The sequence below is a fragment of the Paenibacillus antri genome, assembly GCF_005765165.1.
Classification (GTDB): domain Bacteria; phylum Bacillota; class Bacilli; order Paenibacillales; family YIM-B00363; genus Paenibacillus_AE; species Paenibacillus_AE antri.
Genome location: NZ_VCIW01000028.1, coordinates 40,984 through 66,970 on the forward strand (window position 1 = coordinate 40,984; position 25,987 = coordinate 66,970).

A 25,987-nucleotide genomic window follows, 5' to 3' on the forward strand; every position below is an offset into this window, starting at 1 on the left:
GATTGGTGTGCAGAACATTCAGATTTATGTGAAGGAAATGCGAGGTGCGTATTATGTCATCGGCGTTGCGCCGGGGAAGGACATATACGATCTAGGCAGTCGGGAGAATGCGCAAGATGCGGTCTGCCATGCATTGGTATACGCCCGCTTGCTTGGCATTGCTGAGCAGGAGGTATATTTTTGCGGACATACGATTCCGCATATGGTAGCGCTCGGAGCCGGATTTGTTGATTCCATAACGAAAAATGAAGGAGAGGATCGCCATTGCTGAAAAGTCCAATTCGCTGGCAAGGCGGAAAATCACGATTGCGCGAGGATATCATGAGACGCTTCCCGCCTCATATTGTGTATGCCGAAGTTTTTGGCGGCGGGGGGTGGGTGTTGTTCGGGAAAGAACGCTCGAAGGTGGAAGTATATTCGGACATTAATGCGGAACTCGTCAATTTTTTCAGGGTCATTCAGGAACAGTGGGAAGATCTGGCTCAGCGCTTTGAATGGGCATTGTATGCTCGTGACGAGTTTGAGCGGATTATGAAACGCCGTGATCAGGAACGGGATCCGGTAATGCGCGCTTATGATTTTTACTATCGCATTTACTCCCATTTCGGCGGCAAATACAACGATTCGGACGACTGGGGGTACACACGCAGTAAACCAGCCTATGATATGTCCAAAGTAAAGGAAAAGTTTAAAGTCGCACATGAACGGCTGATTGGGGTGTATATCGAAAACCGTTCGTTCGAAGAAGTTATCCCGCGATATGATTCACCGGATAGCTTTTTTTATTGCGACCCACCCTATTTGGGGCTTTCCGGATACCTGTATAAATTCGATGAAAATCATCACCGAAAGCTGCGTGAATTGCTAGGTGGGATCAAGGGAAAGTTTCTGCTCAGCATCAACGACCATCCGCTAATTCGGGAATGGTATGCACCGTTTGTCATAGATAGTGTAGAGACGCATTACTCCATTGCCAAGCAGACGAAAGGCCGTCAACCTGTAAAGGAATTACTCATTTCTAATTACATTCCATCCGTTAGGCAAGCGGGTGAAACGTCCTCATGAACATGGATATCCGAGTGTACGGTTACTAGGAGGTTGTTTGATTATGAATCATATTCGCATTGAATCGAAAGGCGAAAAGTTTGCCGTTGTGCTGGAGCATGGCGGTTCGACGCAGGAAATGGATGTGCGTGATGCTTATGCGGATGCGGAAGATTATGCGTTCTATTTGGCGCAACGTTTGAAGATGGATGTCTATTATCGGGGGCAAAAAATAGATCCCTGCTCGAGGAGTTGACGATTTTGTCTATTCAAATTTCGGAAATCGTGATGGACGGCCTAAGCGCAGTTCAAACTTCAGATGATGAAATTGATCTATACGACATCCCGACCGTTATTCGTTGGCTAGAGGCGCACAGTTTTCCCGAGGCGGCAAGCTGGATGGGTTGTCATGAAACAGCCTATCGGGATGGACTTATTGTTGGTTTTGAAGTCGAACCTTGGTAAATCAAATCGTCGTATCACAACCTGCAAATCATGGGGAAGGGGTGAAGAACCATGAAAGTACCGAAAAACGTATGGGATGGGCTGGAGGCTGTTCGGGTATCGGGGAAGACGAATATGCTGATCGTTTCCGATGTGATCCGCTGCGCACAGATGCTGGGTTACCCGGAAACGGCACAGTGGATTCAGGATCATCGAAGCGAGTATTGGGAAGGCGTGTTTCAAGGCTTTGTGGCATCAACATGAAACTGTGTTTGAAAGGAGGTGGTAAGCCTTGCTGCAAGTCGCTTTGTTTCGTCCCCACCAGCGTCAGCGTCAGGCGTGGATCGATCGACTTCGTGCGTCGGGTTATGCTTGTCGCTTCGTCAATGATCTGAATCGGATTACATTCGAATTAGATATCGTGGTCATTGATTCGGCAGTTGGGAAATGGAACGACTATGTTCAGTTAGTTCGGGACAAAGGCGTGCCTGTTGTGCTACTCGTAGCCAGCGGTGCACAGTGGGAAGAAGACAAGTTGGCTGCGCTCGGCGTTGTCGGTACGGTGACTGAGGATGAAGAAACAGATCAACTCTTTGCCCGATTCTTTGCTCCCAACAAACTGGAAGACGAAGAGCTACCGGTTTCTTTTCCGCAGTGGGGAAAAGGGCTTGTAATGTCGACTGAAGAAGTGATTGTTTCGCAAAAATTGGATCATGCAGATGTGGACGAGCAGGTAGGCGTGTCGACCGAAACGCAGATAGAAACGAGAGGACCGCATAATGCGACAACGTTTGTTCCGCTTTCACAGCGGAAAGCAACGCGGCAGAAAGCGGAGGGATCTCTGGAACAAACGGTACAAGATCGACCGGATCGACATGTAGAAACCCCATCTAGAATGGAGAACGCGGAGCCGATAGGTTGGGTGGAAGAAGGTGAAGAACCGGAGCAACAACAAGCTGTCACGCCTGAGTCGTCTAGCGCTTTGCCTCGGATAAGCAGGGATCTCCCATCGGTTGTCGCGGTCTTTGCTGCCAAAGGCGGCGTAGGTAAAACGACATTATTGATTCATTTGGCTTCATTATTAGCAAATGTTGGATGCCGGGTTTGCATTCTCGATCTGGATCTGATGAACGGAACAGTCGCATCCACGTTACAATTACAACCTCATAAAACGATTGTCGATCTGGTTCGCCGGATCGACGATCCGAAAGCAAGCCGAGCCTGTCTTCAACAAACGAAGATGGGCTTTTCCATTGTCGCCGCTCCTTCACAACCGGGAACTTTTAAGATGCAGCGGGAGCAACTGCTAGCGATCCTTCGCTTTCTGAAAGAAGAAACAGATATCGTGCTGATCGATACACCAGTCCATTTCGACGCCCTCACGAAGCTGGCTCTGGAACAGGCGGAGCTACAGCTGCTCATGACCACCGACGAACCGGCCAGCATGCAGAGTATCGTGCGAATGAAGCCGTTGTTATCCAGCTTGTTGCCTGCACCGGACATGTACACCGTATGGAGTCGTTTTACGGAAATCTTGCCGAAGGAGCAATGGCGTCAGGAGATACCTTGGCCGGTAATCCTGGAATTGCCGGAAGATCCAACGATCAGCCGAGCGGTTCGAAGCGGGCAATTCATTGCAAGTTCGCCTTGCAGTCCGTATCGACTGCGTGTGAAAGAACTTGTGGATCGGTGGATGGGCGTGGAGCCGGAGCATCCCGGTAAAAAACGGAACCTGTTGGCACGTTTTTTATCCAATCGGACCTAAACCAATAAACGTTCCAGAAGGGTGGTGAGAACATGAATGTGCTTGAGGCAAGAATCGTTCATCCCATGAATGCCATTGGCGGTTTGTATGTCTTTATTGAAGGGACACAAACGGAGATATACAAGGGAGCCTCCGATCGTCTGGCGGTCGAGACTGCGAACAGTCAAGGATGGAAGGGCAACGGACGAGGGACTGTTGGCATCCCAACGCGCATGGGGATCGATTTGTACACGCGTTCCTACTGGTTTCACGAAAGGCGGTAGCTTTTCTGCCGCTTTATCTTATCGAGAGGGGAAATGTAGCGATGTCTTTTATGTACCGCTACCGCAAACCGGTCGTGATCTCGGCGATTGGTTTGGTTTTTATTATGCTGCTTGCCACATGTGTCTTTTTCTTGCACCAGCAAGCAGAGCAGGAACAGCTGCGTGAGGAGCTTCAAGCTCATTATGAAAAGAAAATCGAGGAACTACAAACCATGGAGCAGGCCGCAAAAACACGAATTCTTGTGGTCAGCCGGAGCCTTCTCGCAGGAACGACATTGCAAGCGGGCGATGTCAAGTCCGTGGAGGTGTCTATAGCCTTGGTCGCATCCGGCAGCATAAAGGAGCAAAGCGCAGCGGTCGGCAAAATCACAAAAATTGACTTACAGCCGAATACACCGCTCGTCGCTTCGATGCTGTTTGAGGACAAGCCGATCCCAAGGGATCTGCGATTTCAGGAATTTAACGTGATCCAATTGCCGACGAATTTGCAAAAAAGCCAATTTGTCGATGTACGCATTAACTTTCCGACAGGCGAAGATTATATCATTCTTGCCAAAAAGAAAGTCCGAGAAGTGGCTGGCACCATTGTCTGGGTCGAGATGAATGAAAAGGAAATCCTGATGGCGTCCAGCGCGATCATCGATGCGTATTTGCAAGGTGCAAAGCTGTACGCGCTCACCTATGTCGATCCGGGTATACAAGAGGCTGCCATTGCCAATTATCCATCAAATCCGAAGGTGCTTGACCTGATGGAACGCGATCCCAATGTGTTGGAAGAAGCAAAATCCGCACTCGCCCGTCAGCTTCGCACCGTTTTGGACAACAACCTGAAAGCGATGAGCGACGCAGATAAAATGCGGGTGGTTAGCGGCGCTGTCACCGTGCAGCAGCAACTGCAAAATGAACGCATCACGACCCAGCAAAACAATGCGATGCGACAAACAGTTCAACAACAAGCGGAGCAACAGCCAAACGGAAAAAATGGACAAGCCGCTCCGAAACCAACCACCCAAACGGAGTCTGTACCCTCCAATACATCGCCTTCGCCGATGCCGGATAAACAATCACCTGTGCCCGATGCCGTGAATGATTCGGGCGAATCGACGCCGGGTGGAAAGCCGCTGCAGAGAGGCACACTGGACGATATATTCGACCAGTCATCTGCCAACGGCCCGGCTTCATGAAGGAGGCAGCGATGAAAAATATTGTCTTTTTTGGTGCGCCGGACAAAAGCCATCTGTTGCTGACGCTCGGTAAGCTGTTGGTTGCCGCAGGACAAAAGGTGCTGCTCGTCGATTCGACGTTGGCGCAGTCGGTTCAGGGGTATCTCCCGCTTTCGGGTGAACGGCCGAGCGCGTACGTGACCGAGTTTGAAGGATTGGATGTCTCGGCTGGGTTCATTACGTTTACCCAGTTGGATCGCTACATGAAGCAATCGGAAGGCAAGTGGCCCGATTACGATGTGATGCTGCTCGATACGGATCATACCGAGTTTGTGAAAGGTCGGGACTTGTCAACGTTTACTCATTGCGTCTGGTGCAACAGCTTGGAGAAGCTGGCTTTGCAAAAAAATGCTAAACTGATGCAGCGGCTGTGTTTGGCGGAATCCGCTGCGCAGCCGCTGCCGTTTTTAAAGCTGCTGTACCCGTCCGTGCAGGCTACAATTACCGAGGCGTATATCGATTCACAGATAGCGTCGAATCCCATTCAGTGGCTGAATCCGGTATTTCGTATTCCTTTTGACGAGCGGGACATTTCGACAAAAATTGATAATCAGCATCATTGTCGCATCGACGTGAAAAAGCTTTCTGGAGCCTACATCCGGACGGTGTTGTCCATGTCAAAGCAACTGTTCGATTTGGATGAACGAACCGTTAAAACGGCGTGGAAACGGGTAAGGAGGGATCGCCGTGGGACATAGTGTTGTTTTTTGGAGTCCGGTGCCGGGGCAGACCGGTACCACAACGAATTTGATCGCTGTCACCACGCTGCTTGGTCTGGACTATTCCTCCCGATTGCTCTTGCTTGGGTCTGTGCAAAGCCGCCGAGCTGCCATCGAACAGGCTTTTATCAAGCGGCGAACGCAAACGGGAGACGAGCTTGCTTTTGCTGCCGACTCCGGCATCGATGCACTAGTGCGGTTGACTCAAAACCGCAAGCTGACAGCGGAGATGATCCGGGACTATACCTTGCCGCTTTTGAAGGATCGGCTCGATCTGTTGCACGGTTCGAACAAGGCGGACAAAGCGTTTATCCCCGGCATGAAGGAGGTACTGTATCCGTTGCTTGATACGGCCAAGCGTTATTATGACCTGACGCTGATTGATGCGGGAAGCGGCATGGGGTCGGGATGGACGCAGGCACTGCTGCAAAACGCTGATCTGGTGGTGATCAGCCTGAATCAGAACCGTACCGTACTGGAGCGGTTTTTTCAACAACAAGAGGAAGTGCAGAAGGGCAAAAAACAGCTTTTTATTCTCGGTCAGTACGACCGGCACTCCGCCTATACAGCCAAAAATATCGCGCGGAAGTATAAGGTGAATGTCCCGATCTATCCGATTCCGCACCATGCAGGCTTTATGGACGCGTCACAGGAAGGTGGCGCGATCGATTTTCTGTTTCGCAATCGCAGCGTACCGCGTGACCATGAAAATTATATTTTCATGCAGAGCGTTCACACACTGGCACAGGCAATTATCGAACAAGCCGGATTGAATAAGCCGTCTTTCGGTGGAAAGGGGGGATAAAGGATGCTCTATGTGTTCAACTGGCTACTAATTCTTGTGCTTGTGCTGCTGGCCGGTGCGCTGCTCTATTTCCGCATGAGCGGGCGAAAGCTGGAAAAGCAGACGGAGGAACGAGCCTATACGATTGAGGCGATGACCGCGTACGTGAAACAGACGCTGCACGATTTAACGAGCAGCAACTTGTACGATCTGGGCTTATCGGAAGAGGCATTCCGTCGTCGAAAACACAAGCGAGCGGAGTTGAAAAAAGCGCTGCGCGGTTGCACGTCCGGGGATACGCGGGACAAGGCGTATGTGAAGCAGTTTTTATATGATTTCTTGCTGCAATCCTACCAATTGGATGAAACGAGCATCAATCGGATTCTCCCATTTGATGAGCCGTACGAGCTTTCGCCCCAGGATCAGTTTGACATTCTGCTGTACCAGTATAAGAAACGATACCGGCAGAATGGATTGAGTGAGTTGATTCGAAAATATGATCTGGATCGACCCAAGCTCGGGATTGAGGACGGGAAAACCGAATCGTACCGAATTACCACTGAGGAGATTCATGAGATTTATAAGAAGGAATCGCGGCGGCTGCATTTCGAGGACAAGCTGCATATCGTGGTTCAGCGTATTTATCAGCAATACAAAGGATTTAGTGTAGTGGACGAAATCCGCGACATGAAGATCGATGGCGTGTCGGGCGGCGTTTCGGGAATACCGCCTTCGGTATGGGAAGGCGAATGGGAATTTCAATCCGATTCGTTACTGCGTGAAGTCCCGAAGTCCCACGACAGTGTGTGGATTTTCTACCGAGGGAAGTCGATACACCTTGCCTTCCTCTCGTTTGGAACGGAGCAAGAACTGAAACGGGTCAGTCAGAATATTTACAAATATAACTATCCCGGCCAGTTGTCGGAGGCGAATGGCTTTAAGGTCAACGAAATGGCGGACGGATCGCGCGTTGTTGTACTGCGTCCCCGCTTTTCCGAATCTTGGGCCTTTTTTGTACGGAAATTCGATGTGCAAAGCGCGACGCTGGAGCAACTCATTCAAGACGAGAACGCCCAACTTCCCATCGAACTAATCGCTTATCTCGTTAAGGGTGCAAGGATCACCGCCGTCACTGGGGCGCAGGGCAGCGGAAAAACAACACTTCTTATGGCAATGGTCAAATTCATTTCGGCTACCTTCCCGATTCGAGTACAGGAGATGAGTTTCGAGCTTCATCTGCGAAAAATCTATAAGGATCGCAATATTTTGAGCTTCCGCGAGACAGAAACGATCTCCGGACAGGATGGCTTGGATATACAGAAAAAGACGGATGGCACCGTGAATATCCTTGGCGAGGTGGCGACCGATCCGGTTGCGGCTTGGATGATCCAGATGGCGCAAGTTGCTTCACTTTTCACACTTTTCACCCACCATGCTAAAACGTTTCGCGATTTGGTATATTCGCTCAGGAATTCGCTATTAAAAACGGGAGTGTTTACGAACGAAAAGGTGGCAGAGCAACAGGTGATCAGCGTCATCAATTTTGACATTCATTTAAAACGAGATGTCAACGGCAGCCGCTATATTGAGCGCATTACCGAATGTGTGCCGCTCGATCAGGAGATGGATTATCCCGTGCTTTATCGGCAGTCCGAAAAGTTGGAGGAAAAGGTGGTTGCGTTTATGGAAACGGCCACCGAATATTTCCGGCGCTCCACCGATCGGGTCCTGTATGCAGCGCGGAATGTGATTGAATTCCACGATGGACGGTATGTGGCGGCGCATCCGGTTTCGGATCAAAACGTGCAAGAGATGCAAGAGCATCTATCCGATGCGGATCGCGCAGCGTTCGCGGCTTATCTCACGGCGAACTGGGGGGAACGGAATGGATAGTAAAACAATGCTGTTGGGCTTGTTTGGCGGAGCGGTCGTGTTTTTTCTCGTCGCTGTGATCCTTTTCAAATGGCTGTCCCGCAAAAATACGGGAATCGGTTCCATTCGGGAATATGAAGAGCTGCGGCTCCCTGGTAGAGCCACCAGCAAACAGGCCCTGTATAGTCTCTTGCAACGAGTGTATGTCGTGTGGGAACGGGTTCCTCTGCTTCGAGACTACTTGACGACGATCCGTAAACGATTGTCGGCACTGCATACCTACGACGAGTGGAAGCTGCGGTTGGAAATCATCAAAATCGCGCTCGTTGCATGGGGGGCGCTGCTGATCGCTGCTGTACCGCTGTTCTTGTTCGCCCGCGATCCGATGACTTTGCTTATGATCATAATCGGCATCTGGGTCGGTCATGGCATGATTGCAGATGCGTTTGTCCATCGTCTGGAAAATCGGCTGCTCCGTCAGCTACGTCACTTTTTTGCCGATGTCCGGCATCACTACCACAGGCACGGTATGGTGGAGGAAGCGATCTACGATGCGGCAGAAGCCGCACCGTATGAAATGGCACTGCATGGGCATGAAGTGTATGCCGTACTGACTGCCAGCGATCCGGAAGAAAAGCTGGAGCAATATTATGAGGTCGCGCCGAAACGTTTTCTCAAAGGGCTGGCTGGATTGTCGCACCTTGTCAAGGAGTATGGGGACAAAACGCTGCAGAATGGCTCGTTATACTTGCATGCGCTCGGACGATTGACGACCGAGTTGAATTTGGATATTTTGCGGCGGGAGAAACTCAGCTATTTGCTGCAAGGATTGACCGCCATCGCGCTCATCCCGATTCTCTTCACTAAGCCGATCGAAAACTGGGCTAGCCGTTACTTTCCGGCGATGGACGATTTTTACGCAAGTAAGCTGGGCTGGATCACGAAAATCGTAATCTTGCTGATCATTCTCGGCTCGTATGTGTTGCTCCGCAAGATGCAGGAATTGGACGGAGAACGAAAGGTACGGCGGCGAAAGCCGTGGGAACAGCGAGTTTACGATCTGCCGCGGGTACGCCGGGTCATGGACCGGATAGCACCAGAGCCTGGCACGCGGGAAGCCGCCCGCAGCGCGATGCTGCTCAAAGAAACGAACTCGCCGCTCCGATTGGAGTGGTTTTTTGTGCAGCGCGTGACCATCAGCATCGTGGCGTTTTCACTCACGCTGGGTTTGTTTGTGACGCTTCATGGTGTCACGAGACACCAGATTCTTCATGCGCCGGTAAAGCCGGACACGATGTTCGGCCGTTTGTCAGCGGAGGATGAAGCGAAAGCGAAGGAAGCGGCGGCGCTTGATCGCAGGATTATCGCAGATGTGAAGGGGGTGAAAAAAAGACTTTCCGAGGCCGTCATAACCGAGTTGCGAAAAGATCCGCTGCTTACGCAGAATGAGGCGCAGCTTCACGCCGCCGCGAAGCGCATGGTGCAGAAACTCGAAGCGTTAAACGGCGAATATCTCAAATGGTGGGAGGTGATGCTGGCCTTGTTGATCGGCTTAGGTGGCTACTATGCGCCGGCTGGCTTGCTGCTGTTTCAGCGCCGGATGCGGAATATGGAGATGAAGCATGAAGTCGATCAGTTTCATTCCGTAATTGCCATGCTGTCGGAAATGGATCGGATGTCAGTTGAACATCTGCTGGAGTGGATGGAGCGGTTCGCCTTTATTTTCAAGGAACCGATTCAGCACTGCATTCTGCATTACGAACATGGAGCGGAACAGGCGTTGGAGCAATTGAAAGAAGAAGCACCGTTTTTGCCTTTTGTCCGAACGGTGGAAAAGCTGCAACTGGCCGTAGAGAAAATTCCGATCCGTCAGGCGTTCGACGATCTGGAATCCGAGCAAACCTTTGCGCAAGAACAGCGCAAACAGGATTACGAAAGGTTGATTGAAACGAAAGCGGGATGGGGGAAAATGATCGGTTTTGCGCCGATGATGTCCCTCATTTTTTGTTACCTCGTCTTTCCGCTCGTCTATGTCAGCCTGAATCAAATGTCGGTGTATTATGAGCAAATTCAAAAAATCCAATAACCAAAGGAGTTTGATGTACGATGAGTAATGCTCAAAAAGCGCTGGTGATGGCAGCGGGTATTTTCCTCGCCATCGCGCTGATCACACTTGCCGTAGTCATGTTTATTTCTGCCCAGGAATCGACCAAAGCGGCGCAAAGCAATTTCAGCAACATCCAAACGGAGCTGTCGCAAACGGCCTTTACCGTCTATGACAATACGCTAGTGTCGGGAAGCCAGGCGGTCAATGCGCTGCGCAAGTTTTCCGATCAGGACCAATTCGGCATTCAAATTGTAACGGGGAAAAATCCGGCTGGACAGTGGTATGGCAAGGTAATCAATACGGGCGTTCCGGTTGATAGCATCACGTATGGTTCGGTTGTAGGGCCGGCTCCGGGAACGCTGGTCCAAATACTTGATGAAGCGGATATCGACTACGTGAATCCGAGCGGCAAATTCCGGGCACAGCTTGTGAAAGACAGCAGCAACGTCATTCGAGGTATCGTGTTCCGTCAACAGTAATCAGAATGTGGACATGCCCTACCCGTTTAACGGTGGGTATGTCCTTCTTATGAAGGGAGGTCATTAGATGGGGTACTCGGTTCGGTCGATGATCGACATGAGTTTTGCTTGTCTAATGTTTGTGGCCGCTGTGACCATAGGCTTGCTGTTGTTTCAGAGCGGAGCCGCTTCACTTGATGTCGCTTATGGCGCTAACCAATTGGCGGATCGCAGTGTTCACTCGACGTTATCTCCACTGGCAGGGGACGGCAACGTCACCGGAGCGGAGGTGCTTCAATCAATCGCTCATATTGAAGAAATCGGGGTGGAGATTGTTGTGGATGGTATCGTGCTTACGCCACAGCTTGAACGGGAGGAAGTCATTGTTTCGGGTATTCGGACAAACGGTATGTATAGGCCGGTTTACGAGCGAGGACCGCAAGGAGAATTGCAGCGGATTAGGTTCAACTCGCTGTGAAAGGGGTGTGCGATGAACAGTATTTCAAAGGTGTTTGCGATAATCATGGCGATTCTTCTTTTATATATCTTCCCGATCTCCGCTGCGTTTGATAATCAGGATGATGTCTCGGAGCTGGTCGTGCTTCGGGCGGTGACCACATTTGTGGATGCGGTGCGGGATAAAGGCTACATTTCTCCCACGATGTACAATGACTTTGTGCAGGGATTGCATGCGACCGGCAACACGTTTGACATTCAAATGGAGCATGGGCAAAAACGATATGATCCGGTGTATGACGACCCAACGCGCCCTGAGACGTTCCGGGATGCGTACGTTATTCACTATGAAACATTTTATAACGTGCAAATGTTGCCGGTGCTGTTTCCGAATACGGCGGCGGGTAAAGACGATCCGACGCGCCGGTATAAACTGGCGGTGGGCGATACTTTTCATGTGGTAGTGAAAAACACGAACCGAACGAATGGGACGATCCTCCACGATTTTCTGAATAATGCCAGTAGTCCACATGAAAAAATCTTTTTTCCCTACGGAGGCGTTGTGCGCAATGAAGATGGTTAACTGGGCAATCGTAGGGGTATTAATTCTGCTGCCGTTCTTTGTCATCAATCGGCTGGATACCGAAACGCAGCGTCGGATGATGATTACGGAGCTTCGCTATGATGCGGTGCTAGATACAGCAGTAGATGATGCGGCACAGGCGTTGCTTACGAATATGAACCAACAGAAGGAAGCGCAGTACGATTCGGGGAAAAGGGTACGGGTGAACAAGGAGGAAGCTATCGCGACATTTTACCGTACGCTGTATTTGAATTTTGGCATTTGGGATGATCCGATCTCGCAGGGCGTGTTGAATCGATACATTCCGGCGGTGGCGGTTATTGGATATGATGGTTTTTATGTGTATGCCGAAGAAGAATTTTCGAACACGGCCGGTGAAACGAAGATACGGCCCGTGTGGAGTCCGATGAAGCCTTATGCGTATGCCGACACACAGGGCAATAGCCTTTCGTTCACGCTGGATGACTATGTGACAGCTTATGAAGCGGGTAGCGGTGAATGGCAGGAGGGTTTTAGGACGGAGATTCAACAGACAACAGTGATTCCGCTCCTTCACGATCCGCAGTTATTCGAGCAGGTGCGACGAAATACGATTGTAAATGCGATTCAGAACGAACTGACCTATCGGATCAATCGCCATAATGAGTATGCGATGCGGACGGGTGTGTCCTATACGTTTATGCTGCCGGCGATCAGCCAAGAGGAGTGGAACAACACGATCAATGATACCGGAGTATTGGCCTTCATTCAGGGGATTCCGATGGGGAGCAAAGTGTATAACAACTATGCGTTAGGCGGTAGTAGAGTGCAGAAAAAGCCGATCATTGTTGGGGCGATCAAGGACGGCATGAAAGTGTACTACCGCAACACCTGTCCGTTTTCATATCCGGTTGAAGAAACATTCGAGAGCGAAAAAGCCGCTGCGCAAAAAGGATATATCCCGATCAGTTGCAGGAATACGACATAACTCGCAACGCTTTCATGAAGGAGTGGACAGGTTGGACAGGTGATTATATGATGGAGTAAACAATTGTGAACTTCCTGAATTTCTCAAAAATCATGTCGAAGGAGTTGATTCAATTGAAGAAATGGATGGGTGCAAGTTTGGCTGCTATCATGCTATTTGGTCTTGTGGCTGGTATCTCCAATGCGGCGGCGACTGCACCGACTTTCGTCAGTGTGGTGATGGATGGTTACAAAATCTGGTTTCCCGATGCGCAGGCGTTCGTCGATGACAACAACCGGACACTGGTTCCAGTGCGCTTTGTCGCCGAAAAAATGAAGGCGAAGGTCGGCTGGGAATCGAAGACGATGACGGTTCCGATTGAGCGAGACAGTCAGCAGATTCTGCTGACTGTCGGATCTAGCAAAGCGCTTGTGAACGGTGAAGAAGTTACCTTTGATACGAAAGCCATTATGCAAAAGGAGCGGACGTTTGTACCCTTGCGGTTTGTCAGTGAAGTGTTGGGAGCGGATGTGAAATGGGATGCGTCGATATCGACTGTATTTATCACAACAAAAGAAGATGCCGTTGCGAAATACGATGAATGGGGTCGCTTGATTCGCACGACCGATTTGCCGAAAAATGCGACCGACTATCCGTACATTTTGGCAGATGTGCCGAATGAGATGTATGAAATGAAACGGCCTCATTCACATCCAGATCCTGCAGAAAGTAAGGTTGCTTCTGAACTTTATACGTCTATACCTGAATTCAAGAAAGAGAACATTGATATTTGGATGGAACGTCTAAAGTCATTTGGCGCTGTGTGGCTCAATGCCGATTACCGTACGATTGATTACAGTTGGGCGGATGAGTTGTTTGTAAACAAGGTACAGCTAAACGGAAGTGAACTGAAATATATTAAACGATATGTTGATTGGGTAAAGGAAAACCAGATCCAGATGGAAGGATTCCTTGATCCGGAGCCATCCATGATTTATGACGATGGGTTTGGCGGGTATCACGTGCGCTCAAAATTTAGAATCAAATTTAATGGGTTTAAGAAAAATGAAAAACTGGTTTATGACACATGGTTTCCCGATGATTTACAATTAGAGAAAAGTATTTGGTATGAAGGTTACACAGACGTATATTTGTCTACAAATGTAGGAGGAAATTGGGGAAAAACTTTGAGAGTTGATCCTCAAGCAAGTTTGTTCCGAAATTATATCATGAAAAAGGCAGGGTAGAGAAACCATGAATAAACACATAAAAAAAATTGTGAGCATGCTGCTGGCATGCTTCTTTTTATTGGACGTTTTTTCCTTTATTGCTCATGCTGAAGTACCGGCAGTCCGAATAAAAGAAGGGAAAATCAAATTCGATGTAACCAGTACGGCGGCGACAAGCGGCATTAGATATAAAACAACGGGGTGGACTATTCGCAGAGACAGTGTCTGTATGGTTAATTCATCAGGGAAACACTGTGATCCGACTGGGAGTGGGTCAGCAGTTATCGAGGGGCTGACCCAAATTGACCAGTATCCAAACCCACCTGTTCCAGGAGAGCCATTAACGACTTCGTTTGAAGTTTCGGAAACAAGAGTAACAAAGGCATTAACCGATAATGATTTGGAAGGCATTCAGCAAAATGATCAACTGTATTTGTATGCAATCATGATCGTCACCCAAAACGGGAGTCAAATCGGAGGTCCATATTACACGTTGGACGGGATCAAAAAGGCGCAATCGTGGGCGCATCCGGACGATTTGGACGATTATTTCGGCATTCCGGTGACCTACGATAGCCCGGATTTTCCGGTCGATGTCGTATGTAAAACGGAAACGGGTACCATCATCTCTGATCCGGCCTGCTCCTTTCATAAGGGTGATTATAAGGCGGGAGTCGAGATTGAACACACGTTTGATCAGAAAATTGAAGTGGGCGGAAAGACTTATGAGATTGTGCGATCGTATATCGTATCCAAACATAATCTCAGTGACAAAAAGTTTGTGCGTGAAATAGGGGAATCTAATCTGCTTGATCGGCACATCAGCGTCTATTTGAGCGGAGTGAACATTATCGCCGAATATAAAGAGCAGGACAACCCGGTGAAGGCAATTTACCAGAAAGAAGACGGTACGAAGCTGAAGGAAGTCGATAAGGGCAAGTTTGCAACTGGAGCCGAAGCGACACACACTTTTGAGGCCCAACTTGTTTCGGGTGGGAAAACCTATGAAATTATCCGTTCTTATATTACGGACACGAATGACCCGAATACCAAAAGGTTTGTTCAGGAAAAAGCGGATCCGAAGCTCCGAGAACGATCGATCACGGTTGCTTCGGGCGGCTCCAATTTTGTTGGTATTTATAAAATCCCCTCCTCGGTAACCGTCACTTCCCGCATTGAGGCACCTACACAGGTGAGCGGAACGACGACCGAAGTGAACGGGGATTTTTTGTTTGATGCGAAAGCATTGACCAATCTAAAAACGTATGAGATCACGAGCATCCAAAACGCTTCGTTGATCCAGTCCGCTGACCGGACCGGCACGTTAAGCGGTACATCTGCTGCGAAATCGGTTCCGATCCGTATCCCAATCGGTTCTTCTTCCAGTGTCACGGTGAACATTACGGTGGTGGTCAAAGATGTGGATGGAAACATAGGTGATTCGACGTCTGACCACACGGTGCAAACTTCGAATGGCGGGGATACACCGACCGGAGGAACGACGCAACAAGCTGAAGTCATGGATCCGAATGTAGCAGGCGTCATTAAGGCCGATCTACGCGGAGCAGAGAAGTTCGATGTCGTCAAAGGCATTCCTACTTCCGAGAGCTTGTATGTGAACGCTTCGTCCAAAGGGTATCTGTATCGGAATGAATTTACGGAAATGTCCGGGACAAAACAATATCCAATTCAAGTGAGCAAAACGTATACGCTAACGTGGACGGAAACGCGATCCGGACCTCCGGATGCGGAAGGCAATCCGACGACCGTTTACGTACCCCGTTCGGATACGCAGACCGTAGCCAAGAGTTATTCGATTGAACGCAAGTACAGCTATTGGCAAATCCAAAATCTCGAAGTGTATGGCCTTCAAAAAGCCACGTTCGCCAACTATGCGCTGCCTTCGGGAACGGTCACGTTGCAGTCGAACGGCTATACACCGCCGAACGTATCCGCCGTGCATGAAGCATCGCTGGATTCGCATATTACCCATCCGGTGTATACCAACATAACGTTGCCCGGCCAAACGATTTCCGGTGGCTCCAGCCGTCCGTCCGTTCCGAATGAGGATTGGAAAAGCGAAGCGGAAAGGGCAATCGGCAAGATCAAAGTAAAAAACGATTCGGTTGTCTTTAACGGGATGACAGTAATGGACAATCGAACGGTGGAGGAAAAGGCGCCGGCACCGGGTGCGATTCCGGCTCCGACCACGATTGAGCAGGATGTGCTATACGGCAAAGGATACCTAATCGATTCCGTCAAAACGAACAAAGCAAATCAAGCCAGCTCCGGAACGATTTTTTATACGCTGGTGAAAGGCATCAATGGGGGAGAGAACAAGTCCTATCCGATCAACGGTATCAATGCCGTGACCGTGCATACGCCGATCGTCAACACTGCTTCCGTTTCGGACGATCAAGCCCATAATCAAAAGACAAAGCCGAGCGCGGGTCGCTCGGCTTTCATTTTGGATCGGCCATTTACCGTGACTGTACCAACTAGCGGCCCGCATCGGGATATCACAGGGTATGGCAACCGGGATTATGTGAAGTACACGAAAGACAAGCAGGTATGGTTCCCGTTTGATACGTACAGCAACGACAAATCGACCTTTTATCCGAAGGAGACGTGGATTTCGCTTCCGGTTACGCAAACGACGACGACCTTTTTCCTGCCTGTATGGGTAGACGAGGGCAATTACGATGTGCTGTTCCGCACCTTCGCGGAAAACAGCCCACCGGCATCATTCGGTACACAGATGAACGCCAATCTGGAGATAAGCAACCACGTTGCCACGCTGGTCATTCCGGTGGAAGTGGTCGGCCGTCTCTATGATTTCCGCATTACCGACATCGCCGACTATAGTTGGGAAACGGTATTCAGGACGCAAAAAGGCAGTGCGATACCGACCGGTAAGCACTATTGGGTCGGTGCAAAAGGGATTGACGGTGCGGCGCGCGGCAATAGCGCCCCGTTTGTACTGCCGGTTCGGCAGGGTAGCAATCCAAATCAGGGCATGAAAAATATCGCGGTCAAGACAGGCTATCATTTCAAGTTCGATCTCAAGACGAAGGGAAACATGTTTGGATCCAAGGACGGCATCAAGATTACGCCAACGTTCTACTTCGTGGATGCCAAAGGCAAGAACCGCCAACAGGTTGATCTTTATTATCACACGAGCACGAAGAAGTTCATCCGGATCGGCTCCAGCGACGATGTCGAAAAAAGGTACGTGACGCTCGATGCCCGGCTGCGTAATGTACCACAACAGGAAATGGTCAACACGGCAGGTTCGTTGTGGAGCTTAAACGGAGGTTCCGGTACAAAGCAGACGTATATCGATCAATATCTGAAAAATGCCAAGAAGCAAACGTACATCGGGGGGTACGACATTTTGCTCTTACCGCAGCAGCTTCGGACGTTTATCGGGAACATGAATGTGCCGTCTGGCGTGAACGCGGCGCGGGCAAATGCTTCGGTTCAACAATGGTATGGGGAATACAGTTTGCCCGCAGCGCCATATGTCGTACCGAAAGGGACTAATTTGGCAGAGTATGGACGCACGAATCGACTGGATGACAAGTCCCCGGTTTTCCTGAAGGACGGATATATTATTGTTAATTTCAATATAGAGACGATCCGTAATCAGGACGTGAACAACCCGCATTTACAGTACATCAATGCGCCGTTGAACAACCAATGGCAAATGGAAGGATTTCAGCGTAGCTTCACTGATCCGTACGGTATGACCTTTCAGTTGAAGGATGGAGACATCGTGTTTTATCATGCAAACCTGTCTTCTTACGATGACTTCGGCACGGGCGGAACACATTAACTTCGGCTTTCTCATCGTTCAATCATTTCACACGAAAAGGACTCCTTTGGGAGTCCTTTTCGTGTTCATGGAGGAATGTGAATGTACGCATTAACATCAGGCGGCGGCTGTCTCTTTCCAATTCAACCGTCCGCCTGCTACGCAAACGCATGGATGGAGGAGGGGGAAATCTTGCCGTCCTTGGAACTGATCGACAAGAAAAAGAATGGATTCGGCGATATGATCTATTACATCCGGGATCAGCGAGGTGTCACAAGCCAGGTATACGAAGGAGATCTGGCGGCTTTTATGAAAATGAAAGGCGTGTCGGAGTTGAAGGAAGGGTCGCCGCTTTTCTATTCCCGAAAATCCAAATAGAAGGAAGGAGGGAATGAAGCCATGACATATCAAGAATTTAAACGAAAAGTGAAGAAAGCGTATGATGGCATCGAGATTTCCTTTTCCTCCAATGGAGCGCAGCATACAGCAAAAATTGATGACTGCCTAACACTGTTTAACAACATGGAAAGCGAGGCTGTTTACGGCAAAATGAACGGTGTCTCAATTGGCCGGTGTATGGGCATCGAATCATAGGTTAGCGGTAGGACGTTTTGTTATCAGAAGGGGGAGGGTTGTCATAGGCGCATGGGGCTACGGGATTTTTGAGAATGACGATGCGTTGGATATTCGGGATCGGTTTCGGAGGCACAGCCGGGAAGGACTTCCGATGGAGGAAGTGACGAAGCGATGCATGGAGGACTTTCCCGATCCGATGAACGATGTTTCCGTTGTTTTGGCTCTTGCTGCCTTACAGATGGAACAAAACAAGCTGCAGCCGGAGATCAAGCGGCGGGCGCTGGTCATGATTGCGGAGCGAAAGGAGATCGGATCTTGGGTCAATCCAGACAAGCGGATTCGAGAGTTGGAAGTGTTCAAGCAAAAACTGCTGCGATTTTAGCCTCGACTCGCAATAAGGAAGAAGTGAAGCGCTGATACGGAAAGGAAGTGAGTAAGGCATGTTCATATGTTCGTGCGAAGGTCTCTTACTCGTAGTAAAAATCGAGGAATATCCGAAACATTTGACCGGAATGGAAAAACTGAATTATCCCCGCTCGTGTACGGTGAAATGCGACAAGTGCGGCAAAGAGAAAGAAAATCAGCCATACGATTAAGAGGGACAAGATCGGGAAAAGCGATCGTGTCCTTTCATTTGGGGAGAGATGAATATGTCATTTCAAGATAAGGGTTCATGGTTTATGGGCAGGAGATTTGAAGGTGACGTGGATGGCTATTTTGTTCAGGTGCAGGTTTTTTCAGAGCCGTCCACATACGGAATTGCTGAGGGACGGATTAGCCGATTGGCGGTATATCCGGATCGGGCAGTGGGATTCAACAGCAATCTGACCAACTATGACCGAGGCTGGGACGGAGGTCCGCCAAGCGATCGCCGTATACGTGCTGTAGTGGAAAAAACGATCCGTCATTTTGACGGAAAAGCCATTGACTGGGCGTTTGAAGAACGGAGATAAAAAGAATCCTAGCATCCGCGAGAAACGACTTGCCACACCGGGCGCAGCAGAGTTACAGTAGACACACTTTCCGAGGAAGGGAGAAATCGGTGTGGATGGTGTACCTCCATGGTTAAAAGCGGCAATTAGCAAACGAATCGATATACTTGGTCAGCGCATGCATGTGCATCCGAGGCACAGGGAGGCATGGAAGCAAGCAGGCGAATTGTTTGACAAGCTCCGTGAATCATTTTCTGACGAACAGCATCGCCAGTTTGTGGAATGGGAAGAGTGCATGAGTCTTCAGGAGTCTAAGGAGAAAGAAGAATTATATGTGCGCGGGTTTTTGGATGGATTTCAGATGTATGCCAGTTTGGATGAATTAATCGACCAGATTCCTGCTGATGAACGATTCAATAAAGAGGAGCCGCCCCATTAACTCGAATGAATCTCATACGTATGCAGGCCCGTTCCATGGACGGGTATTTTTTCTGCCTGAAAAAGCAGTGATTTCTGGTGGAGTGATGTTAAAACGAATGGTGCCATGAAAGGAGGAACGCTTCTATGGCGATGACATCTACGTGCTCGTGGGGATTAGGAATGTGCTATGCAGGTGAAATCAATGGTTACAAAATACATGCACAGGTGTTGGAGCATCCATCTAAGCAGGGGATTGCTGAAGGACGTATAGTACAGTTTTATATTAGTAAAAGTGGCTTGTTCAGTTTGGGGCATTGCGAGCTTTCTTACAGTCGGGGATGGGACAGCGTTCCTTCGACAGGAGCGCTGCGTGCTGTAGTGGAACAAGCCGTCCGTCAGATTGATGGGAAGCAAATAGATTGGGCAGTGGAGCGGCAACGATAGGAAGCAAACTTGCGAGACGAATACGCAATAGGACAGCAGAAGAATGCAATCTATTTCTATAGCTTTAAAAATACAACGGAAAAATGGAGGGAGAACACGCAATGGATTTCTTTCAAAAAGCGAATTGCGACCGATGCGGCAAGAAATTGACTGTCCGAACGATGAGCATGTTCAATTCGGACACCATCTGCTTGGATTGCAAGAAAAAAGAAGAAGCTCACCCCGACTATGTGCGAGCGCGGCAAGCCGAGAGGGAAGCGGTCAGGCGTGGTGATGGCAACTATTCCGGAATAGGTCTACCACCGGATTTGAGATAATCGTTTTAGCTGGGAAGTACCAATTCGGAAGGTGAATCGCAACGTTAGAAATGAGAGAATCGCATATTGCTGCAAATAACCCGCCTTTTGGCGGGTTATTTGCATGAGTCGTACCTTACCCCGATTTTCGCTTCGATGCGGCACACGAGGCAACGTCGGGGGCGACGTGCAGCAAAAGGGAAAGGACCGGCAAAAAGCTTTTGAAAACCATCATGAACCTATATAATGAAGGGAGTAGATTCTATTGTTAAGCAGGTCGAAGATTATGAATTACTTGGAACAAATCAACGAACAGTTGAAGCAGAAACAGATGCGCGGCGAAATTTGTTTATTCGGCGGAGCGGTTATGTGTCTGGTGTTTCAGAGCCGGGACAGCACCAAGGACGTGGACGCCATCTTTGCACCGACGACGGAGCTTTATACGATCATTAAAAACATCGCAGACGAGCATCGCCTGCCTTCGGATTGGCTGAATAATGCGGTGAAAGGCTTTGTCTCACATTGTCATGATGTACGGTTGTTCCAAAAAATGAGCAACCTGGATATTTTCGCCGCTTCGCCAGAATACATGCTAGCGATGAAAAGCATGGCCGCGCGCACGTACGAGAGCAAGGATGTGGACGATATGCGGTTTTTACTGCGGTATTTAAACATTAAAACGGTGGAGCAGGCACTGGCTATTCTCGAAAAGTTTTATCCACAAAGCAGAGTGTTGCCCAAAACTGCTTATCTGCTGGAGGAACTGCTTTCTCGTTAAGGTAATAGGAAAGAAGGAATGAACATGACGGTATGGGATATTGCTCATTGGAGCAGCAACGATGTCGAACAGTTTGCTATTCATTGCGGCAATTTTCTGGATGAATTTTATCGGGCTTCAAATGAGCAGCGGCAATTGATGGTGGAACGGGAACCGGAAGGTCATCTTGGATTTCCCGATTATATGCTGCCTTTTCTGGCTGCGATGGTGCATAAGCTGAGCAACGACTATGATGCCCAGTGCCCAGCATGGGTTCATCGCGATCAATATATAATGAAAGAACCGCATTTCTGGCTTGAGACCAAAGGCAACCTTCGGCTTGTCCTGCTCGCCGAAAGCCCGATCGAGTTTAAGATCCGGAATTTGTTTGTTACGGCGAATACACTTTCCAGAGCGTAACCGTTATCGGTTCAATGAAGGAGGAAAATACCTTGGCTCCAGTCGATAAGAAGGATGTTCTGGAACATATGCTTTACTGCATCTTGGAGGGATCTTATCCCATTGAACGGGCTAAGGCTGATGCGGAAGATTACCTAGGCACAAAGATTACGCTCGGAAAAGGAGACTTGGTATACATCCGGTCACGTGTCACGGATTTTGTCCGAAAAAACGAGCAATGGTGCGACGATCATGGAAAGCTGGTCACATCGGAGCAAGGTCAAACCTTGCTTTTGTTGGTTCAATAACTGAAAAAACAAAATTCATCCGGAAATATAGGGCCGTCCCTTTGGGGCGGTTTTGCTGTTTCCTGAAATAAGGTGATGATACGGGTGTTAAGAATTTCGTTTACTTGTTTACGATGTGGCAAAACCATCCGAATTAATCCGGAGATCTTTGTTCGAATTTACAAAGGACACGATCATTGCCTTTCCTGCCGCAACTGTAACGACCCGAAAAAATCGGATGTCGGGTAGGTGGGGTGGCAGGCAAGATGTTCGTTGCTAAAAAAGGAAATTTATTAATATTAAGCTCCTCTTCAATGAAAAGTTAACGAATACTAAAATAATTCAAATGGAGGGAAAAACGATGAGTGGAAATGTGGTACCGATATTTCGCCAAAACGACACCGCTCACAAACGACGCAGTAACGAATTGTATGATTCCGGAGTATTAGCCAGCTCTGGATACCGGCTGACCTGGCAGGAGGCTGTAAAACTGTTTATTCAAGCCCGCCGAGCGGAAACGTCGTCCGAGCATACGATCAAGTTTGAACAAAACAGTCTGGAATGCTACCGGCGCATCTTGCACGAACAAGAGATCGAGGCCGATATTTACGACGTGACCACAGAGGTGTTAAGGAACAAATTTATCCTGTATATGGTCGAAAAGAAGAAATACGCACTCAACACTGTCAACAACCGGCTCAAGGCAATCAAGCGGTTTTTTACGTTCTTGCATGAGGAAGGGTGGAAAGCAGACAATCCGGCTGTGCATTTGAAAACAAGGAGAGGCCATCACCCGGCGATTCCGTCCTTTACGGAGGAGCAGGTGGTTGCTCTGTTGCAGCAGCCGGATCAGACAACGTTCACGGGTTTCCGGGATTACGCGATGTTGTCCCTGATTCTCGATACAGGCCTGCGGATTGGGGAAACTGGTAGGCTGAAAATGAATCAAATTGATATTAAGGAAGCTCAGCTTCTCGGCGTCATAGGGAAAAGCAAAAAGCCGCGCGATGTTCCGTTTTGTGATGAGGTACGCAAAACCATGATGCGCTATATCAAGGCGAGGGGCGAAATCAAGTCGCAGCATCTTTTTGTGACGTTAGACGGCCGACCGCTCAGCATCCGTACGTTTCAGGAGAATTTACGGATTTACGGGAAGAAAGCCGGGATAGAAAATGTCCGGGTAAGCCCGCATACGCTGCGTCACACATTCGCTAAAATGTACATCATGAATGACGGCGATCCGTACAGTTTGCAGGATATCTTGGGTCATACCTCACAGGATATGGTCAAGAAATACGTGAACCTGTGGCGTCCGGAAATGAAAGCGAAACACACCAAGTCGTCCCCGATGCAAAACTTACACCGGAATCGATTGCTATGAGAAAGGTCTGCTTCATGCAATCGCATGCTTGAAGCTGGCGGAATTAGTAAGAAGCGGAAGCCTTGGCCTCCGCTCTGTATTTTAATCAAATAATTCGCCTCATATTTTCGACCGGGCTGAATTTTTTATGCTGGTTCTTGATATCGCTGCTGAATAGTTCGATATAGTATTCTACCATGTCCAGTGTGGCGTGACCTAAAATGCGTCGCAAGGTGAAGGGGTCGCCGCCGTTGAGAATATAAAACTTCGCCATGGTGTGGCGGAACGTATGGGGCGATACCCGTACCCCTTGAATGCTCGCCGCTTTACCGTAGGTTTGCATTTTCTCCTGCAAAGCCCGAACGCTGATCGGATGGTTATTGATATTGACGAACAGTGCGTCCGTTTCTAGGTCGCCGCGAACGTCCAGATATTTACGGACGATTTTTGCGCATGTTTGCTGAAACGGTACGCGGCGGGCTCTTCCCCCTTTTCCCTTCGTAATTCGAATCTCCTGCTCTTTGAAGAAGAGGTCACCGATCTTCAAGCTGCATAGTTCGCTAATCCGCATGCCTGTTTCAAAAAGGACCATCATCATCGTATAGTCCCGGAATCCGGTAAACGTTTTGCGGTCCGGTTTCTCCAGCAGCTCCGCCACCTGCTCTTTGGTAAAGGTTTGAATCATCAGCTTTTCGGCCTTGACGACGTGAAGATCGTCCGCGATATTTTGCGTCAACCAGCCTTCCGTTAACAAATATTTGAAAAACTGCTTGACCCCCTTGATTCTGCCGTTCACGGTATTGTCTGACTTCCCTTGGTCCATCATATGGGCGACAAAATAATTTTTGATTTCGCGGGAAGTCACAGCGTAAATGTCAAGCGGTATTTCCTGATCCTGAAAAGCATCTTTCATCTGTTGTACGCTATCTTTGTAAAATCGGAGAGTGAGTGCTGAAAGGTTTTTCGCCTTGCAATCGAGAATAAAAGAGTTAAGCAAATCGTCGAGACTCAGTTGCTGCTTAGCGGAACTGGATATATCCGCATGGGTCAGAGCATTTTGCCTGCGTTTCGTATTCATTGCTGGCTCACCCCGCTTTCGTCGATGGAGGAGGGAAATTCATCAGCCAGATGTTCGACCGGGCTGAACTTTTCGTGCTGGATTTGCATGTCGCGGGAAAAAAGCTCCACGTAGTACTCAGTAGTTTCCATCCGTTCATGCCCCAAAATGTTTTTCAGTGTAAACATATCGCCGCCGTTTAACAAATACTGTTTTGCAAAGGTATGGCGAAACGTGTGGCAGGAACATTGAACACCTTGGATTTCCGCCGCTTTGCAATACCTGGAGATCATCACCCGGATACCTGAATCTTCAAACGGCTGGTTGTCCAAATTCACCCAAAGACGGTCGTGTTCCAGCTTTCCACGTTCCTGCAAGTAATGATTTAATTGTAAGACGCAGGTACGTTGAATGGGCACGATACGATGTTTTCGTCCTTTGCCCTGTAGAATGCGGATCGTTTGCTCTTCAAAGTCAATATCCGTCACCCGGAGGTTCGTCAGTTCCTTCAAACGGATGCCGGTATCGAATAAAACTAGCATCATGATGTAATTGCGGTATCCGGTGAAGGTGGAGCGGTCCGGTTGAGAAAATAATCGCTGCAAATGCCCTTCCGTAAAGGTATGTGTCGAAGATTGCAGAACCTTAAACGGTTTCAAATCGGCTACTATGTTCGTTTCCATCCAGCCTTCAGTTGCAAGAAATTTAAAAAACTCTTTCAGAATACAGATGTTGCAGTTCACCGTTCGAAGCGCCAATCCTTCATCGAACATGCCAGGAATGATGCGGTGGGTTAAGTCCAACGCGGTTAGAGTAGTCATATCCTTGTTACTTACTTCGAGAACGTGATGGAACTTTTTAAGCCCGTTGCGATAACGGCGGAGGGTCTCTTTCGTTAAGTTACGGACTTTGCAATCTTGCAAAAAGAAGTTGACGGCATTTTTAAATGAAACAGTTGGATGGTTGTCTTCGTTTAGCTGATTTGGATTGCTGATCATTGTGCATTGCCTCCCTTGGAGGTAATGCGCGGAACAAAGTTATGCGATGGAGTGATGGGGGCGCGTATTACTTTCCGATATACGATTGCGTATTACTCTGCAAAAAAATCGGGTTATTTGCGCCTTGTCGGTTAGGTTCTTCAAACCCTTGAAACCCTTGATGCATAAGGATTTTTGGCATTTTGGAGGTTTTTTATTTCCTCCTTTCCCCTCGTATAACACCGCATTCACGCATCGGGCTGACGCCCTCGGTCCGCAGAAGGGATCTCAATGAAGCCGGTGCTGCGGACAACTCCCTACGGGAGCTCGCGAATGCGAGAGACGTTAAGCGAAATAACCGGGAAAAGAAGAGAATGCCTAACACCAAATCTAATGGATTACTTATTTCGCTTCGCGTAAAAGTGAATTCAGAACAAAGACTAGTTACTTAGCCATTAGCGCTACTTAATTCCTTTTGCAGAACAGCGAGTTCTCACGGCATGAGGCGAGGGTAGGTTAAAGAATGGCTGACGCTGTTATTCGCTTCGCGGTGATTAAATAAAAGGGATCCAGTAACTAAATTGAATTCAGACACATTTGCAATACAGCGAATGCTTACAGTAGGGGACGAGGAGGGGGAAGTAAGGAATCGCCAAGCGAATGGTGAAGTTATTGGAATTTGGAGTGCTACGATAAAAATGCAGTCGAAAAACACCCTCGTATGAAATAAAATGAAAGCTGACGAGGGGACGAGAGACAATGAATCGGTACGACA

Annotated in this window: 30 protein-coding genes; 28 read left to right on the forward strand and 2 right to left on the reverse strand. The window is 48.8% G+C overall.

Annotation, left to right across the window (positions count from 1 at the left end):
* Positions 1-7: 7 nt before the first annotated feature.
* The 28 genes from FE782_RS28625 (at position 8) to FE782_RS28765 (ending at position 23,199) form a co-directional block, all read left to right on the forward strand.
* On the forward strand, positions 8-271 hold the full coding sequence (locus FE782_RS28625) for a hypothetical protein (RefSeq protein WP_138197772.1): 264 nt from the start codon (positions 8-10) through the stop codon (positions 269-271).
* Positions 265-1,065 carry a DNA adenine methylase gene (locus FE782_RS28630; RefSeq protein WP_138197773.1) on the forward strand — a complete coding sequence of 267 codons (801 nt, stop codon included), beginning with the start codon at positions 265-267 and terminating at the stop codon, positions 1,063-1,065. Before FE782_RS28625 ends, FE782_RS28630 begins: the two co-directional genes overlap by 7 nt.
* Before the next feature lie 43 nt (positions 1,066-1,108).
* On the forward strand, positions 1,109-1,300 hold the full coding sequence (locus tag FE782_RS28635; RefSeq protein WP_238392700.1) for a hypothetical protein: 192 nt from the start codon (positions 1,109-1,111) through the stop codon (positions 1,298-1,300).
* 5 nt (positions 1,301-1,305) lie between these two features.
* Positions 1,306-1,509 (forward strand): DUF5049 domain-containing protein, encoded by a 204-nt coding sequence (locus FE782_RS28640; protein ID WP_138197774.1) that lies wholly within the window; start codon positions 1,306-1,308, stop codon positions 1,507-1,509.
* A 51-nt stretch (positions 1,510-1,560) separates the two neighbouring features.
* Positions 1,561-1,752 (forward strand): DUF5049 domain-containing protein, encoded by a 192-nt coding sequence (locus tag FE782_RS28645; protein ID WP_138197775.1) that lies wholly within the window; start codon positions 1,561-1,563, stop codon positions 1,750-1,752.
* 28 nt (positions 1,753-1,780) lie between these two features.
* The gene (locus tag FE782_RS28650; protein WP_138197776.1) at positions 1,781-3,253 is read left to right on the forward strand and encodes a CpaE/TadZ family protein; all 1,473 of its coding nucleotides are present in this window, start codon (positions 1,781-1,783) and stop codon (positions 3,251-3,253) included.
* 304 nt (positions 3,254-3,557) lie between these two features.
* The gene (locus FE782_RS28660; RefSeq protein ID WP_138197778.1) at positions 3,558-4,700 is read left to right on the forward strand and encodes an SAF domain-containing protein; all 1,143 of its coding nucleotides are present in this window, start codon (positions 3,558-3,560) and stop codon (positions 4,698-4,700) included.
* A gap of 11 nt (positions 4,701-4,711) precedes the next feature.
* A complete protein-coding gene (locus FE782_RS28665; RefSeq protein WP_138197779.1) occupies positions 4,712-5,437 on the forward strand; it encodes a hypothetical protein in 726 nt (241 codons plus the stop codon).
* Positions 5,427-6,263 (forward strand): hypothetical protein, encoded by an 837-nt coding sequence (locus FE782_RS28670; protein WP_138197780.1) that lies wholly within the window; start codon positions 5,427-5,429, stop codon positions 6,261-6,263. The genes FE782_RS28665 and FE782_RS28670 overlap by 11 nt, the downstream gene beginning before the upstream one ends.
* 3 nt (positions 6,264-6,266) lie before the next feature.
* The gene (locus FE782_RS28675; protein ID WP_138197781.1) at positions 6,267-8,135 is read left to right on the forward strand and encodes an ATPase, T2SS/T4P/T4SS family; all 1,869 of its coding nucleotides are present in this window, start codon (positions 6,267-6,269) and stop codon (positions 8,133-8,135) included.
* On the forward strand, positions 8,128-10,200 hold the full coding sequence (locus FE782_RS28680; RefSeq protein WP_138197782.1) for a hypothetical protein: 2,073 nt from the start codon (positions 8,128-8,130) through the stop codon (positions 10,198-10,200). The genes FE782_RS28675 and FE782_RS28680 overlap by 8 nt, the downstream gene beginning before the upstream one ends.
* Before the next feature lie 20 nt (positions 10,201-10,220).
* Positions 10,221-10,700, forward strand: coding sequence for an ABC transporter permease (locus tag FE782_RS28685; RefSeq protein ID WP_138197783.1), 480 nt, complete (start codon positions 10,221-10,223; stop codon positions 10,698-10,700).
* 67 nt (positions 10,701-10,767) lie between these two features.
* Entirely contained in the window at positions 10,768-11,157 is a 390-nt protein-coding gene (locus FE782_RS28690) for a hypothetical protein (RefSeq protein ID WP_138197784.1), read from the forward strand.
* A gap of 12 nt (positions 11,158-11,169) precedes the next feature.
* Positions 11,170-11,718: a hypothetical protein gene (locus tag FE782_RS28695; protein ID WP_138197785.1), complete on the forward strand. Its 549-nt coding sequence runs from the start codon at positions 11,170-11,172 to the stop codon at positions 11,716-11,718.
* A complete protein-coding gene (locus FE782_RS28700) occupies positions 11,705-12,685 on the forward strand; it encodes a hypothetical protein (protein ID WP_138197786.1) in 981 nt (326 codons plus the stop codon). Before FE782_RS28695 ends, FE782_RS28700 begins: the two co-directional genes overlap by 14 nt.
* 113 nt (positions 12,686-12,798) lie before the next feature.
* Positions 12,799-13,911: a copper amine oxidase N-terminal domain-containing protein gene (locus FE782_RS28705; protein WP_138197787.1), complete on the forward strand. Its 1,113-nt coding sequence runs from the start codon at positions 12,799-12,801 to the stop codon at positions 13,909-13,911.
* 7 nt (positions 13,912-13,918) lie between these two features.
* Positions 13,919-17,728 (forward strand): DUF5704 domain-containing protein, encoded by a 3,810-nt coding sequence (locus FE782_RS28710; protein WP_238392701.1) that lies wholly within the window; start codon positions 13,919-13,921, stop codon positions 17,726-17,728.
* A gap of 81 nt (positions 17,729-17,809) precedes the next feature.
* On the forward strand, positions 17,810-18,085 hold the full coding sequence (locus tag FE782_RS28715) for a hypothetical protein (protein WP_138197788.1): 276 nt from the start codon (positions 17,810-17,812) through the stop codon (positions 18,083-18,085).
* 21 nt (positions 18,086-18,106) lie between these two features.
* Positions 18,107-18,301 carry a hypothetical protein gene (locus FE782_RS28720; RefSeq protein WP_138197789.1) on the forward strand — a complete coding sequence of 65 codons (195 nt, stop codon included), beginning with the start codon at positions 18,107-18,109 and terminating at the stop codon, positions 18,299-18,301.
* Positions 18,264-18,665 carry a DUF4259 domain-containing protein gene (locus tag FE782_RS28725; protein ID WP_138197790.1) on the forward strand — a complete coding sequence of 134 codons (402 nt, stop codon included), beginning with the start codon at positions 18,264-18,266 and terminating at the stop codon, positions 18,663-18,665. Before FE782_RS28720 ends, FE782_RS28725 begins: the two co-directional genes overlap by 38 nt.
* 268 nt (positions 18,666-18,933) lie before the next feature.
* A complete protein-coding gene (locus FE782_RS28730) occupies positions 18,934-19,236 on the forward strand; it encodes a DUF7678 domain-containing protein (RefSeq protein ID WP_138197791.1) in 303 nt (100 codons plus the stop codon).
* A gap of 91 nt (positions 19,237-19,327) precedes the next feature.
* Positions 19,328-19,654: a hypothetical protein gene (locus FE782_RS28735; RefSeq protein ID WP_138197792.1), complete on the forward strand. Its 327-nt coding sequence runs from the start codon at positions 19,328-19,330 to the stop codon at positions 19,652-19,654.
* A 125-nt stretch (positions 19,655-19,779) separates the two neighbouring features.
* On the forward strand, positions 19,780-20,079 hold the full coding sequence (locus FE782_RS28740) for a DUF7678 domain-containing protein (RefSeq protein ID WP_138197793.1): 300 nt from the start codon (positions 19,780-19,782) through the stop codon (positions 20,077-20,079).
* A 101-nt stretch (positions 20,080-20,180) separates the two neighbouring features.
* Positions 20,181-20,396, forward strand: a complete 216-nt coding sequence (locus FE782_RS28745; protein ID WP_138197794.1) for a gamma-glutamylcyclotransferase — start codon at positions 20,181-20,183, stop codon at positions 20,394-20,396.
* A gap of 265 nt (positions 20,397-20,661) precedes the next feature.
* Positions 20,662-21,153, forward strand: coding sequence for a DUF6036 family nucleotidyltransferase (locus tag FE782_RS28750; RefSeq protein WP_138197795.1), 492 nt, complete (start codon positions 20,662-20,664; stop codon positions 21,151-21,153).
* A gap of 24 nt (positions 21,154-21,177) precedes the next feature.
* A complete protein-coding gene (locus FE782_RS28755) occupies positions 21,178-21,552 on the forward strand; it encodes a hypothetical protein (protein WP_238392702.1) in 375 nt (124 codons plus the stop codon).
* Between the two features lie 32 nt (positions 21,553-21,584).
* The gene (locus FE782_RS28760) at positions 21,585-21,839 is read left to right on the forward strand and encodes a hypothetical protein (RefSeq protein WP_138197797.1); all 255 of its coding nucleotides are present in this window, start codon (positions 21,585-21,587) and stop codon (positions 21,837-21,839) included.
* 340 nt (positions 21,840-22,179) lie between these two features.
* Positions 22,180-23,199, forward strand: coding sequence for a tyrosine-type recombinase/integrase (locus FE782_RS28765; RefSeq protein ID WP_138197798.1), 1,020 nt, complete (start codon positions 22,180-22,182; stop codon positions 23,197-23,199).
* Between the two features lie 85 nt (positions 23,200-23,284).
* Here the strand turns inward: FE782_RS28765 and FE782_RS28770 are convergent, their stop codons facing one another.
* Positions 23,285-24,256, reverse strand: coding sequence for a tyrosine-type recombinase/integrase (locus tag FE782_RS28770; RefSeq protein WP_138197799.1), 972 nt, complete (start codon positions 24,254-24,256; stop codon positions 23,285-23,287).
* Positions 24,253-25,233, reverse strand: a complete 981-nt coding sequence (locus FE782_RS28775; RefSeq protein ID WP_138197800.1) for a tyrosine-type recombinase/integrase — start codon at positions 25,231-25,233, stop codon at positions 24,253-24,255. Before FE782_RS28775 ends, FE782_RS28770 begins: the two co-directional genes overlap by 4 nt.
* Positions 25,234-25,987 lie beyond the last annotated feature (754 nt).